This window comes from Pseudomonas fluorescens (genome assembly GCF_005938625.1).
Lineage (GTDB): Bacteria > Pseudomonadota > Gammaproteobacteria > Pseudomonadales > Pseudomonadaceae > Aquipseudomonas > Aquipseudomonas fluorescens_BD.
Map to the genome: position 1 here is coordinate 74,564 of NZ_VCNJ01000006.1, position 14,261 is coordinate 88,824.

Annotated in this window: 6 protein-coding genes; 2 read left to right on the top strand and 4 right to left on the bottom strand. The window is 56.1% G+C overall.

Annotated elements, in window-relative coordinates:
* Positions 1 to 12: 12 nt before the first annotated feature.
* The 4 genes from FGA82_RS05775 to FGA82_RS05790 all read right to left on the bottom strand — a co-directional run bounded on the left by FGA82_RS05775 (position 13) and on the right by FGA82_RS05790 (position 8,393).
* A complete protein-coding gene (locus tag FGA82_RS05775) occupies positions 13 to 3,633 on the bottom strand; it encodes a Tc toxin subunit A (protein WP_141126341.1) in 3,621 nt (1,206 codons plus the stop codon).
* A 148-nt stretch (positions 3,634 to 3,781) separates the two neighbouring features.
* Positions 3,782 to 7,165 carry a hypothetical protein gene (locus FGA82_RS05780; protein ID WP_141126342.1) on the bottom strand — a complete coding sequence of 1,128 codons (3,384 nt, stop codon included), beginning with the start codon at positions 7,163 to 7,165 and terminating at the stop codon, positions 3,782 to 3,784.
* A 250-nt stretch (positions 7,166 to 7,415) separates the two neighbouring features.
* Positions 7,416 to 7,775, bottom strand: a complete 360-nt coding sequence (locus FGA82_RS05785) for a PilZ domain-containing protein (protein WP_141126343.1) — start codon at positions 7,773 to 7,775, stop codon at positions 7,416 to 7,418.
* 231 nt (positions 7,776 to 8,006) lie between these two features.
* The gene (locus tag FGA82_RS05790) at positions 8,007 to 8,393 is read right to left on the bottom strand and encodes a tetratricopeptide repeat protein (protein ID WP_007951249.1); all 387 of its coding nucleotides are present in this window, start codon (positions 8,391 to 8,393) and stop codon (positions 8,007 to 8,009) included.
* 172 nt (positions 8,394 to 8,565) lie between these two features.
* Between FGA82_RS05790 and pyk the strand changes: the two genes are divergently transcribed.
* Entirely contained in the window at positions 8,566 to 10,017 is a 1,452-nt protein-coding gene (gene pyk / locus FGA82_RS05795; protein WP_007916243.1) for a pyruvate kinase, read from the top strand.
* Between the two features lie 164 nt (positions 10,018 to 10,181).
* A complete protein-coding gene (locus tag FGA82_RS05800) occupies positions 10,182 to 14,090 on the top strand; it encodes a hypothetical protein (protein WP_141126344.1) in 3,909 nt (1,302 codons plus the stop codon).
* Positions 14,091 to 14,261: the final 171 nt, after the last annotated feature.

Below are 14,261 nucleotides of genomic sequence, written 5' to 3' on the forward strand. Positions count from 1 at the left end.
AGGCCACGCCATTCATTGCTCGGCCTCATCGCCGGCAAAGGTGATGGGTTCGAAATAGGCTTCACTTCCGCCACCATCGGTACGCACGCTGAAGATGAATGTCCCGCCGGTGGGGCTGGAAACGACCACGCGCGTCTGCCCTTCCTGATTGGTGGATCCATCCGGTGGGCGGATGATCGCTTGATTGGCTTTCGCTGGCGCCACGCTTACCGCGAACCATTTCAGATATACGTCTTTCCCGAGGTTGCCGTATCTGTCTTGCGCCGTTGCGTAAAGCTCGACTTCCTGCCCTCGGGGAACAATCCCCAGCGGTATCGGGGATTTGAGCTCACCCGGAAATCCCATGCTGTGGGCATCAGAGCCGATAACGACGGGGGGGGCAGGCTCGGGCTCGAACAAGTCCAGCCAGTACAAGACCTGGTCTGTTCCCATGACCTCGCCAGGCCTGTATTCAACCTCGACCTGACCCTTTATATCGGTTGCTTTGTTTCTCATGGCCCCTAATGTGGTCTGCCAGTAGACGTTGACACCCGAAAGGGGAATGTCTGCAGCATCTGTGACAGTCACTCTGTAGGTAGCTTTTTCACCCGGTTTTTTAGCAATCAAACTGTTGCTATCGATGATTTCAGACCTGGTTTTGACCAATGCCTTGAGGTCGCCCGGTGCATGCACCAGTGGTACCTGCGCTCGGGACTCGTTCAGCAAGGCAAGCTCAGCGGCTTTGGCATAGGCCTCCTTGTCAACCGTCTCAGGCAGATTGCCGATCTGGAAAATCGTCGAGGCGTCCATGCCGGTTTTGCCTGACAGCACGCGTACGCGCATCAACAGATCGAGTTCGATGAGATCTCCGAGCACCAGATTTCCAGACTTGTCGATAAGCCTCAGACTGTCGCGCACGTCCTGCGTGCTCCAGCCGAAAAACTCGGCCAGTCTGATGGACGAAGCCTGTTGCGCCAGCCTCAGTGCATTCCCTGTGATCTTAGGCAGGGCATTGACCTGGCGCAGGTAATCCAGCAGCTTTTGTGGCGGTTGCCGGCCAAGATCGAAAGCGCGTGTCAGCGTGCTCAAGTAGTACAGAGTGCGCACCGAGAGTTCAGGCTCGGCGTTCGGGTCCTTGCCAAACCAGACCTTGTGGCCGTAATCCAGGTAGTCCTGCAATAACTCGGCACTGAGGTTCAGTGTCATGGCCACTTCACTGCGCCGCCGCACTTCGGCCAGTAAATCGAACAATGGACCGCCAGCGTCACGACGTCCCTGTGCAATATGGGAAACCACCTGATCCAGCAAAAAGTGAGTCGTTGCCTTCGCCCAACTCAATATCGGTATGGTGTGCCCGGCCGGGATGCCGGCATAGACGGCCAACGTCTCCCTCAACAGTGATACCTGAGCATCCCGGGCCTGCAAAATTACTGCGAGCATGGTGTTCAAGAGGGAGTCATGCACAGACTTATCGAGTTCACCAAAAGCATTTTCCACAACCCACATGAGTTTCGAGCGCGCGAAAGCCTCGTACTCCTCTGGCGTTCCGGCGTAGGGCAACACCAGCCCGTAATGATCAACGAGCCCGCGCTCCTCCTTAGCGGTCGACAGCAAGTCCATCAGGGAGGCCGAGCCAATAGAAGGAACGCCTGCTGTCAAAAAGGCATCATTGGACAGCCGCGCAGCTGGCAGGAGGTTAGTGATCTGATCGAAAAATTGCAGGTCCGACTCGCTCGCTATGCTGACACGCTGCGGTACGGCAATGTGTTGCAACACCCAGAGCACCGACAGATTGCTTTGCTCGCACCATTGCACACAGGTGTCCATGGCTTCGACCAGACTGAGCACATCCGGTTTGCTGCTCGCCGAGGCGTTGATAAACGGCACGCCCGCCAAGCCGTCAAGCCATTGCTGCCCGCCCAACAACGTCAGCATCAATACACCTTCGACCGGTGTCATGTTAAACAGCCGTGGCAGTATGACCAGGCGACAGAAACTGGAAACGATCGCCGGGGTGAGTATCAAGGTGTCTTCACGCTTGTATGCGCCGGCGACCGCCAGCGCCAGATAATGATAGGTCTGCAGATCGATACCCAAGCCATTGCACAGCTGACTGATCGTCAGATCGGCCTCACCGGGTACCGGCGTCACCGGGAACAATCCATCACCGAGCTTCAAGGGTTCGCGATATGCCCCTTGACCATTGAAGATCTGATCGAATTGCGAAAGGGTTTCGCCACGACCATAGATCGACAATTGGTCAACAATGACAGCGAAATCCGCCGCCGTGCAGCGATAGCGTTCGCGCAAATGCTGGAACAACCCCAGGGCATGCACGACGTTGGCCGATATCTCCCATGTCGGCGCACGGTCAGTGCTACGAGCTTCAGCTCTGATTGCCGCCGACAACAGGCTATCCACCTGTTCGCTTGGCAACTCGAGCCAGTTGTCCAGGCGCAATTTGCGGTTCATCCGGTCGATTGCAGTCAGACCTGCCTGGGTCTCGGGATAAATTGTCAGCCTGTTGAGATGTTCCGCTTCTGTGTAGTTGATCCGGATACCGGGGTGCACATTGGCGTTGATATAAACGGAACCAGAACGCGCACTTTCCGCAGATACGTCCGGATCGTCGACATAGTCGATGTTCGCCGAGCGCACCGGTGCAAAATCCCCCACCGATAACAACCGTTCGATCTCCACTGCTCCGAGTTTGGTTGCTTCACCAAAATAACTGACCTGATTGAGGTTCCCCCAGGAGGGCCCGACAGTACCGAAGTTGTCTCGATAAAAGTCCTCAGCATGCTTAATAACGTACATAGGCTCAGTCAGCAGATTTCGCTGATACGGGCCCAGCCGCGAGGCATGCGCCAGCGCCCGAGTGTTACGGACAGCACTGACAACCGACGGCAGGAAATAGGGGTAGGACAGATCGATGGTACGGCCGAAATCCCCCACCGAAAGTCCTTTGGAGCGCGCCACACCGTCAATCGTGACCCAATGCTGATAGTAAGGCAGGCCATTGGGATAGCGCGCGGTGATCAAGGCATCTTCGATCGACCCTGGTTGCTCTGCCGTGATGAATTTCTCCAGCACCGCGATGATGATGTCGACCGACGACACCGCCTGATACACCGCTGGCCCGTCGACAGACAGCAACCTCAAGTCGGTACGGCGGTCATGCAGCGGAAGCTTTTGTGTCGCGTCACCAACAGACTCGATACGCAGTAGAACCCAGCGCAGCAGATCGATCAGGTATGCCACGGGCGAGATGCATGATTCCAACGCCTCGGGAGGGCACATGCTATCGAATGGGGTTTCGAAGATAATCTCGTATTTCGGGCCATCAACCATCGACAGCAACCCGCTCGACGGATCGGTCGGTGTGGTTTTATCGCCCTTCAAAGTGTGCTCGATAAACTCACGCCGGATATACGTGACGTAACTGTTGGCCCGCCGGATGAGCTGTCGGGCGTCGTCCACACTGAGCTGGTGCTCACTGACCAAGGCCTGAGCGCCTTTTTCCACCAGCGGGAAAATCGAACCGCCCTGCTCAAGATAAGACCTCAGCTTCCCCAGCCCGGCGTTTTCTTGGATTTGTGCTTCGCCAAATATTTGCTCGAACATCTGCACAACGGGGCGGGACGCAGCAGTCATGATCAATATCCTTGAGACGATAGCGGGTTCCGGCAATCTGACGTCAACATCAGATTGCCGGTCGGTGTGTAAGGATTTAGCGCTTTTGAGTGACATTCGCCTACTGTCAGATCTGACAGTATTTATGACCACTCATCGGGAAATAGTGTTATGAGCGTTTCGAAGAACCAGGCTCGACCTCAAAACGCTTGCTATCAACCCAGTCAGAGCCTTTCTCAGCATCGTTGAGGCTCTGCCTGAATCGAGACCATTGCCCTCCCGTCATCAGCGACGGTCCGGCCTGCGCTTGCCAGCCATTCAAGGGATCGACGGGAATGCTCGCGCTCAGTACCAGATCCGGGTTGAACCAGCTCACGACTGCTCCGACGCCTTGGCGACCGTTGCCCGCCAGGGACACCGGGTTAGCCACCCAACTCCCCGGCGCCGGCACCTCAATGGTGGGCACGTAAGTGCTCAGCACAATCGGGCGCGTTGCTGGCGCCGATTCGAATTCGCCGAGCGCCGAGACCACCTCCAGCAAAGAATCGCCACCAGGCTGGTCGAGTTCCAGCCTCACCCACCAAGTGCGATCGGCCCTCACAGGCGCACTTTGATGTGTACTGCCCACCTTGACCGTGACTGTGTCGCCCGACACACCGAAACCGGACACCACCAATACCCGCCCGGCATGATCATCTGTCGTCGGGGTTTCGATATCAGGGGCTTTCGGGACGACCTGATAGGTCACCCGATCACTGTCCCTCGAAGTTTGAGGGTCACCGTCATTGGCGTAAATTTGCAGGGCCCAGATGGTTTTATGACCCACCGGCAAGGTCACCTCGGCATTCCAGTTGCCTGCGCTATCTACAGCCGCTTCGGTGAGTGGCGCAGAAGTATCGCCGAGCATCCATACCTCGACCCGTGCGTACGGCATACCCTTCCCGGAGAGCTGCGAAGTGCGTGGCAACTTTTGTCCGCCGTTCGGCCAGGTAATCTCCGGAGGGGGTACAACCGCCTTGAATATGCGTCGCTCACTTCGCTTGAAAGGCCGCCCGTAGATGGTTTGCTCAGCCTGGATGACATGCTCATCAAACGCCAGCCCCGTGAGGGCAATTGACCATTCGCCATCAGTGAGCACGGGTTGTTCTGGAGTCAGATAATCGCGGAATCGATCATCCCACAATCGCATCGTGGCGCCCTTCATGCCGCCCGTGCCGGTGACGGATATGTCACGGGGTACTTCACTGCCTTCCAGCGGATAAGTGATGACCGGTTGCTCTATCACTGGATAAACCGTGAAAGTCCTGTCCACTTTCGGTGAATCCTGCCCTGCTGCAACCTGCTGCACTTCGATCTTGTGAGGGGTATTCCCGCTAAAGGGGGTGGGTCGCTGGAACGTCCAGACCTCTGCAACAACAGGCACTTCATACGTCTTTGGATCACCGCTGAAGTTGATGAGCACCTTGGCTCCCGACCAACCGGTGCCGCTGAATTCCGGGGAAAGCCCCTCTTCGGAAGGTACGTTGAGTCCGGGCGCCAATGGGGGAATAGTGACGTTGAGGACGCACCAGGTGGGTGACCATTGACCATTCAAAACTTGTTTGATGTGGACTTCCCGATTGTTTGAGGGTCCCCACTCTGCCGATGCTGTGGTTGACCATTCATTACCGACAACATCTTTCGTTGGCGCGGCCAGGTTGGCACTGTTGGGATGACGAACGTGCACCGTGGCGCCATTGAAACCTTTGCCGCTGAAGGTCGGCCGGTATTCCACGGTGTGCTTCAAATCGCTGACATCAGGCAGCGCTTTGTTCAGGGTGAATTGCAGGGGCGGTGAGTCGATCCAGCCGCCGGCGCCATCGGACAACCTCTGAACAATGGTCAGTGTGTATGTACCCACCGGCCAGTTCGTCGCGATGGTTTCCCATGTGCCATTCGCCACGACAGCAGAGGGCGGGGGTGTTGTAATCGGGCCACTGTTGATAGTGATCTGCACGGTGGCGCGGTCATGCCCCGCTCCAGCGAATTTCACCGTGGTGTCAGTGGGATAGGTGACGACAGGGGCGGTCAACTTGGGGGGGCGGATTTTGAAGGGACGGGCAACGCTGGGCGTGGATGGAATGCCATCCACTTCCTGCACTGCTACGAGTGACAGCACTCCTGGGTCCAGGCCTGTCAGTGCTGCGTTCCAATTTCCGGCCGCCACGCCGGGAATACTGATCAACGGCGGATCGCCGGCCAGATCCTTGAAAATCTTGATGGTCGCGTTTGCCACCGCGCCATTCCCGGTAAGGATGAACGCTGTGTTTTGTAGGCTTGCCGCAGGAGGCCCGGAGATCAGCAACACGGGAGGCCGGATATGCAGTGTCAGCGGTTGGCTACGGCCGGAGCGGACGTTATTGAAAATCTGTTCGACGACGAGACTGAGCTTACCCGACGGTACTCCAGTGAGCGAAATACTCCAGGCACCATTGTCCGCGGGCACGGTGCCCGAGCCATAAAGCGGAGTGTTGCCCACGGGAGGCAGAACCTCCAGCCGGGCGCCGGGCGTACCGTTGTTACCTTCCAACCGGAAAGACTGGTCGTTCAATGAAGACGGTAGTGGTTTCAGGATGTTCGGCGGGGACAAGAAGACAAAGTCATGATCGGGGCCTCGCTTGGATTGGTACCCCTCCAAGATCTGCTCAGCAAAAAATGTATAGCTGCCACCCTCGAACGCATAGTTACTGGTAGCACTCCATGAGCCATTGGCCTGAACCGGAATGTCACTTAGTACTTTTGTAAAGGTTTTTGTAATGTAAACGTTAACAGTTGCGCCCGGGCACGCATTGTTACCACTAATGGTCAAAGGGTTGCCCGCTGTGGGCGCTTTGACTATTGAGGCGATGACGGGTGGGAACAGCACCAAAAAATTGAATTTATCCGAATCAAGGTAATCACCGATCCCACCACCATCTTGTCGTATAAAAGCATTATAAAAACCTTGTGACAATGGATCTGAGTCTATGCGAAACACCCCGATGGCGGAAACATGAACTTTTTTACTCAACGCTTGATTCGTATCGAAATCATACAACTGCATATCAACATTAAAGTAAGAACTTTCACCGGAGATACCTACAACTCGCCCTGGATAAACCTTATCACTCAAGTAAGGGATTACCGGGGGAATAAGCATCCAAAACCAACCCGAGTCGTACCATTTACCCCACTGACCGCCCTTTCCGTACCGATAATGAATAGCTGTGCTGCCGGGTATGCGAGATTCACTGAACGGAATGTACACTGGATTGGAAATACCCCTGGAAAATGTACTCAAATACATATTACTGCCGCTGTAATAGTGAACTTCGAACTCATCATCACCAGGCGTAACTAATGGCGCAATAAAAGGTTTTTTAATGTTGCCGATCATTCCGCTTTTCGGGTAGATCAGATCCCGACGTTCAAGTAACACACCAGGTTCCTCCGGTTTATCAGTTCTTATAAACTCAATCCCCTCTTTACTGGATTCCTCATCAAGCGGTTTATCGTCATTCGTTTCGTTATTCATGATCCAGCGCCTCGACGAACTGAAAGTTGCTATTTTCGTCTCTCAGTGAATCGACAACGTTGATGCTCCGCACCTGTCAACTCTGACAGTCCTGACGAACGGTAGTTTTCTCGCACGGCGATGCCTGATGGATGTCGATCCATCAGGCCATTGAGATGAAACCCTTACTGGCGGAAATACCGCTGGGTAACGAGTGGCTGACTGCCACGGCCCGACATTTTGTTGTTCGCAGGGCTTTGGGGGAATTTGCTCAAGCCGAAGCCGGCAACGATTGAAAACTGAAATACTGCTGCAACGCCTGCACCAACTGGCCAAATTCCGGCGGTGGTTGTATCAGGATGAACCCGGCGTCGTAATGCAGCGGCGTGGCGTCTTCATGGCACCATACGCAGCATGCGGTGAAGTCGATGACTTGCTGGCGGCCATCGCTGGCGGGGATTTTCAGGCGTAACTGGAAGTCCACCCCGATCATCATCGGCAACTGGCTGATCAGCATCAGCCCGTCTGCGGACACGTTGCCGAGAAAACCGATGGGCTTGTCGGTGACGCTGTTGAACACTCTGAGGAAATACGGCAACTGGTGCCGTTCGATCCGGCGGTCGGTAAACATGCGCAGTTCGCCATGCAAGGCTCTATCACAGAGCCGCACCTTTGCTTCGGAACGTGCCTGTGTTGCAGGCCCGCTCTCCCCGCTTCCGGTGTGACGGTCGCTACGTCGCCGTCACCTGACCACTTGCCAGTCGCAGGTGTTGCTCCGGGTTTACAGATTCAGCTCTAAACCCGGGTTATTCGACTATAGCTCAGCTTGTACACACGGCCAGATTTTGTATGACAACTGTCATCAGAAGCGGGTCGGGCGCACCACGGCAGCGGCGCTGCGTGTCGGGTAATGGCCCAGGCTCTGCAAGGTTTCCAGACGCGCGCGGGCGCGGTAGGCGTATTCGCTGTTGGGGTATGAGGCAATGATGAACTGGTAGGTCTGCGCCGCGTCGACAAACATTTTCTGCCGTTCCAGGCACTGGCCGCGCATCATCGACACTTCCGGCCATACGTACGGGCGGGCACGGCTGGCGCGTTCGACCTTGGACAGTTCGAGCATGACCTGCTCGCAGTTACCGCGATCATAGGCGCTATAGGCATTGTTCAAATGATGGTTCATCGACCAACGGGTGCAGCCCGTAACGGCGAGGACGCTGAGGGCAAGGGCGGCAATGGGTACGAATCGCATGAAGGTTCTCCTGTCTTGAGCAATGTATCGACCCAGGGTCGGAAATCTTCAGGCGCGTTTGTCCCAAAGTTACCGTGTTCAATAAAGAAACCATTAAGTAGTGCATTCGAACAATGACTACACCCTCCGAGCATAGTAGCCTTCGCTAGCGCTTGAACTCAGGAGTCTTTGCATGTCCGTCCGTCGTACCAAAATCGTCGCTACCCTTGGCCCGGCCAGTAACTCGCCGGAAGTTCTCGAACAGCTGATTCTGGCTGGTCTGGACGTTGCCCGTCTGAACTTCTCCCACGGCACCCCCGACGAGCACAAGGCTCGCGCGAAGCTGGTGCGTGACCTCGCTGCCAAGCACGGCCGCTTTGTCGCCCTGCTGGGTGACCTGCAAGGCCCGAAAATCCGTATCGCCAAATTCGCCAACAAGAAGATCGAGCTGAAGATCGGTGACCAGTTCACCTTCTCCACCAGCCATCCGTTGACCGAAGGCAACCAGCAAGTGGTCGGCATCGACTACCCGGATCTGGTCAAGGACTGCGGCGTGGGCGACGAGCTGCTGCTCGACGACGGCCGTGTGGTGATGCGCGTTGATACCGCCACCGCAACAGAATTGCATTGCACCGTGACCATCGGCGGCCCGCTGTCCGACCACAAAGGCATCAACCGTCGCGGTGGCGGCCTGACCGCACCGGCCCTGACTGAAAAAGACAAGGCTGACATCAAGCTCGCCGCAGAAATGGAAGTCGACTACCTCGCGGTGTCCTTCCCGCGTGACGCCGCCGACATGGAATACGCCCGTCAACTGCGCGACGAAGCCGGCGGTACTGCCTGGCTGGTAGCGAAGATCGAACGCGCTGAAGCCGTGGCTGACGACGAAACCCTCGACGGTCTGATCAAGGCCTCCGACGCGGTGATGGTTGCCCGTGGTGACCTCGGTGTGGAAATAGGCGATGCCGAGCTGGTGGGCATTCAGAAGAAAATCATTCTGCACGCACGCCGCCACAACAAGGCTGTGATCGTCGCGACCCAGATGATGGAGTCGATGATCCAGAACCCGATGCCGACCCGTGCCGAAGTGTCCGACGTGGCCAACGCCGTGCTCGACTACACCGACGCGGTGATGCTCTCGGCCGAATCCGCAGCTGGCCAGTACCCTCTGGAAGCTGTGCAGGCGATGGCGCGCATCTGCGTCGGCGCTGAAAAGCACCCAACGGGCAAGACTTCCAGCCACCGTATCGGCAAGGAATTCACCCGCTGCGACGAAAGCATCGCGCTGGCGACCATGTACACCGCCAACCACTTCCCGGGCGTTAAAGCGATCATCGCGCTGACCGAAAGTGGCTACACCCCGCTGATCATGTCGCGTATCCGTTCTTCGGTGCCGATCTATGCGTTCTCGCCGCACCGTGAAACTCAGGCGCGCGCAGCCATGTTCCGTGGCGTGTACACCGTACCGTTCGACCCGGCTTCGCTGGAACCGCACGAAGTCAGCCAGAAAGCCATCGACGAGCTGGTCAAGCGCGGCGTTGTGGAAAAAGGCGACTGGGTCATCCTGACCAAGGGCGACAGCTACCACACCACCGGCGGCACCAACGGCATGAAGATCCTGCACGTGGGCGACCCGCAAGTCTGAGTGATCGGCAGCTGAAAAACCAAAGCCCCGGCGTGTGAGTGCCGGGGCTTTTTTGTTGGCAATGCACTAATCCGACACAGGCGTCTACTGTCAGACCTTACAGTAGACCGGGGTTATTGTTCGGTAGCTAATCGAGTCGTAACCATCCACTCAAGGAGAGCGGCATGAACGACTTGGAACAGTTGACGCAGAACGACGTCGGGCTTGATAAAGGTTTCGCGGACAACGGTATCTATCACCTGAATCACCCGGTTCTCGGACGTCAAACAATATTGCATGACGTTAAGGCGCAATATTGCGCTAGCGTCAATCGGCTTTATTTCACCGGGCGGGGATTCTCGGGGGTCACCTACCCACCTTACCTTTTGGGCTGCCTGAAACCCGATGGCACACCTGATCCTGACTTTGGCGATAACGGCATCACCAGTGGCAATTTTAATGAACGAACGGAGTCAGTGGGGACCTCGCTCACCGTGCTCGATGACGGCAAAATCCTGCTGACCGGATGGGTGTACGGAATCTCCGCGCCAGCATTGGCCAGGTTCTTCGCAAACGGCAAGCGAGACACTGGCTTCGGTATCGACGGCTACGTGATCCTGAGGCGGCCGGCTTCCAGCACTGATCAACACTTGACAGGTACGACAGACAAGAATGCCAGCCAAGACTTTTCGACGAGCGTCACACCGCTGGCCGACGGCAAAATCCTGGTGGTCAGCACCTATGTCGTCACCCACCAGACAGACACCCTTGCGTACCTGTTTCTGCTCAACAGCGATGGCTCATTCGACACGTCTTTCAATGGCACAGGTTATGTCAAGGTCATTTATCCCGGAGCAGATCCTGCTCAGGTGAAACTACATAGTGCATTTGTTGATCAGGACGGAACCTTCGTGGTCGCGGGCAGCCTGGGTTCTGATCCTGATCGGAGAGTGCCATTGATGGCGCGTTATGCACGCGACGGCAAACTTGTCCCGGGTTTCGGCACAGGTGGCTTCTTCACCCCGGAACAACCCCTGCTCACATCCGCCAAATTCGACACGGTGATTGCCCAGCCGAACAATCGGCTGTTGGGGATCGGCTCGACAAGCGATGGGCAAGGCCTTTTGATCAGTCTTGAAGCGGATGGCAAGTACAACATCCAGTTCAATGGCGCGAAACCGTTGCTCACCCGACTGGGCGACAACATCACCTCCTGGAGATCGGGCGTGATGCAACCCGATGGCAAAATTGTTCTATGCGGAGCCATCAGGCCTGCGGACGAGTCGTCGCCCGGCGTGGTGGCGCGCTTGCTGGACAACGGCTCGCCGGACACCACATTCCACGAGCGCGGCTGGATAAGCACCGGGGTGGACGGTGTAACCAACTTCAATGCGCTGACGTTGCAGAAAGACGGGAAAATCGTCGTGGCCGGTTTTCGGTACGCCGACGAAAATATTCAAGGCCTGATCCTGCGTTATCACGCCAATCTCACCACTACACAGCCATCGACTTCTGACAATGAAGGACAGCTCGATCCCGCTTTCGGCACAGACGGTCTAGCGCTTCTGAACACCTCGGACACTGAAGGACCTTCGATTTCTCCCAAAGGCATGGGCGTCGATTCCACTGGCCGGATTTACATCGTCGGTAGCGAGCACACTTCCAGGGAGAGAGTTTCTTACTGGTGCATGAGGATGAGTGCCAGTGGAGTCGTCGACAGCACATTCGGTAAGGCAGGCTATGTCACTGGCGAATTCGATCCAAACGTAGGCGGACGCTCCTACTCGGGCCTCAAGGAAGTCGTAGAACTGCCTGGGGCTAAAATATTGCTGATTGGCAGCTATCACGACGGTAGTTTTGCTACGTGGGTCGGGCTATTGCGCTTGTTACCCGATGGACGTCCGGATCCGGCTTTCGGCGACAAGGGGCAAGTGCTGATCGCGCTTGGCAGCTTGAGCGCCAAGCAGAAATTACGCGACGAGAGTTCGCTCGCAACGTCGCTTACTCGATCGATTACCCAGGGCCCCGTGCTGCCTGATGGCAAGATTCTTGTACTGACGCAGATTTATGACGGTCTGGAAAAAACGCAGTCGGTAGTGCTGCGCTTCATGCCCAATGGTGCCCTCGACACCAGTTTCAATCAGAGCGGTATGGTCCGCGTCGCACATCCTGACTATCCTCATACCGCGTTGACCGATATTGTCGTCGACCATGAAGGAAAGTACGCCCTCAGCGGTTATTGCTTCGAAAAAAGCCATCTGCAGTTCCATGCACTCTTCAGCAAACTCGAGACCACCGGCGCACTGGATACTTCCTTCGCCACAGCGGGCTTTTTGTTGGTCGAGCCGAATAACGACGAACAAAATCTCCTCTTTCACAACCTCGTTACCCAAGCCAACAGACGTCTACTGGGCGTTGGCCAGGAACACTCCGAAGGTGAGCATGGACTGTTGGTCAGTCGGGAATCCGATGGCAGCGCGAACATCCAGTTCAATCGGGGCGAGCCGCTGCTGACCAGACTGGAGGATCGCTCGACCCGATGGGTATCGGCGGCCATCCAGAATGACGCCAGCATTCTTGTATTTGGCTACCTTTCGGATCCGCCTCGCACCGTGGTCGCGAAGTTCACAGACAGGGGCGAACTGGATAAAACGCTAGGGGCCGGGACGGGATGGTTGCACTTCAATGTCATGTCCGGTTTTAGTTCGGCAGCCTTGCTCACTGATCACAGCGTGCTGTTTATTGCGACAGTCATGGTCAATGATCGGCGAGTGTCCTGTGTGGCGCGCGGTCTGCTAACAACTAAGAGTCAAACGTTGAATAGCGCAGGCAAGCCTGATCTGGAGTTTGGCACCGACGGGGCGCAGACAATCAATATCCCCAACATGCCATTGGCGCGGGTCTCCGGCGTTCGTATCGGCCCGGACAACAAGATCTACTGCGCGGGCAACAGCGAAGATGTGACCGATCCGAACCCTGGGTATTTCCTTGGCCGGTTCAACATTGACGGCAGCGTCGATCGCAGTTTTGGAACGTCCGGTTTTGCACAGGACGTTTATCCTGACACCAGACTGTCGCAGATCAGATCTTTCACTTTCCAGCCCGATGGAAAGATCGTCATCTTCAGCGATGTCTATAACGCTGAAAGCCAATTGGTGCCTGCCTTTTCCCGATACGACACTCAGGGTCGACTGGATCCGTCGTTTGGTACTGACGGACAAACCGTACTGGATATCGAGCTGTCGCCACCCGGCAGAACGACATCAAGCGACACCTTTCGGAAAATAGACGCCGGCGCCGCCCATCCATACGGAGTGGAAATACTGCCGGATGGAAAAATCCTCGCATCCCATAGCTACTTTTTTGACTTCCAGCAGTCACATGGCCTCATCATCCGACTGGAAAAAAATGGCGCACTGGATCTGAGCTTCAACCAGATCGGTTATATCCCGGTGATTCATCCCGAATACAAACTCAATGCCACGGTGCTGAGAAATGTGATCGTGCAACCGGATGGCAAGTATCTGGGTTGCGGCAATGTGTACAACGACTCCGGGAAGCCCAGCCCGGCGATGTTCGTACGCTATGACTCCTCCGGGGTGCTGGATAAGCAATTTGGCGACAGTGGATTTGTCACTGTTGCCAGTGCAATGCACGCCCATCTGATTCAGGCCACCGTGCTGCAACCCAATCAACGCATCCTCGGATTCGGCGATACGCTGGGCAACGAAGGCGTGATGATCAGCCTTGAACCCGATGGCAGCCCCAACATTCAGTTCAATCGGGGTAACCCGCTCTACACCGAACTGGAGCCCGGTTCGATTACGTCATGGACAGGTGCAGCCATTCAGAAAAACGGCAGGATTGTGGTCGCCGGAGGGATCGGAGTACAGGGACAGGCTGACATTGTCGTTGCGCGGTTTGTCGACGCTGACCTCGATCAAGAGTTCAACGATGGAAAAGGTTGGCTACGCACGCATCTGGAGAACGGCGTGCAACTGGCGACCGGTTTGGCACTGCAGAAGGATGGCAAGGTTTTGATTTGCTCCACCCTGCCCGGCAGAAAAATCGCGTTGTTGCGCTATCACGGCTGAATCTCGACAAGCGTATCAAGTGCCAAGCCCTGCCATGTAAATGGCCGGGCTTTTTGCTGCCCGACCCGAAAAATGTAGTGGCTGACCTGGCCCCTTAGCGAGCAGGCTCGCTCCCACATTCGGACTGAGTTGACCGCCGTTTTTGTGTTCACTACTCATCCCTGTGGGAAC

What these genes read in the sequence shown, in the direction of transcription:
- FGA82_RS05775 (WP_141126341.1), bottom strand. Translation starts at nt 3,633, where the DNA reads ATGACTGCTGCGTCCCGCCCCGTTGTGCAGATGTTCGAGCAAATATTT.
- FGA82_RS05780 (WP_141126342.1), bottom strand. Translation starts at nt 7,165, where the DNA reads ATGAATAACGAAACGAATGACGATAAACCGCTTGATGAGGAATCCAGT.
- FGA82_RS05785 (WP_141126343.1), bottom strand. Translation starts at nt 7,775, where the DNA reads ATGTTTACCGACCGCCGGATCGAACGGCACCAGTTGCCGTATTTCCTC.
- FGA82_RS05790 (WP_007951249.1), bottom strand. Translation starts at nt 8,393, where the DNA reads ATGCGATTCGTACCCATTGCCGCCCTTGCCCTCAGCGTCCTCGCCGTT.
- pyk (WP_007916243.1), top strand. Translation starts at nt 8,566, where the DNA reads ATGTCCGTCCGTCGTACCAAAATCGTCGCTACCCTTGGCCCGGCCAGT.
- FGA82_RS05800 (WP_141126344.1), top strand. Translation starts at nt 10,182, where the DNA reads ATGAACGACTTGGAACAGTTGACGCAGAACGACGTCGGGCTTGATAAA.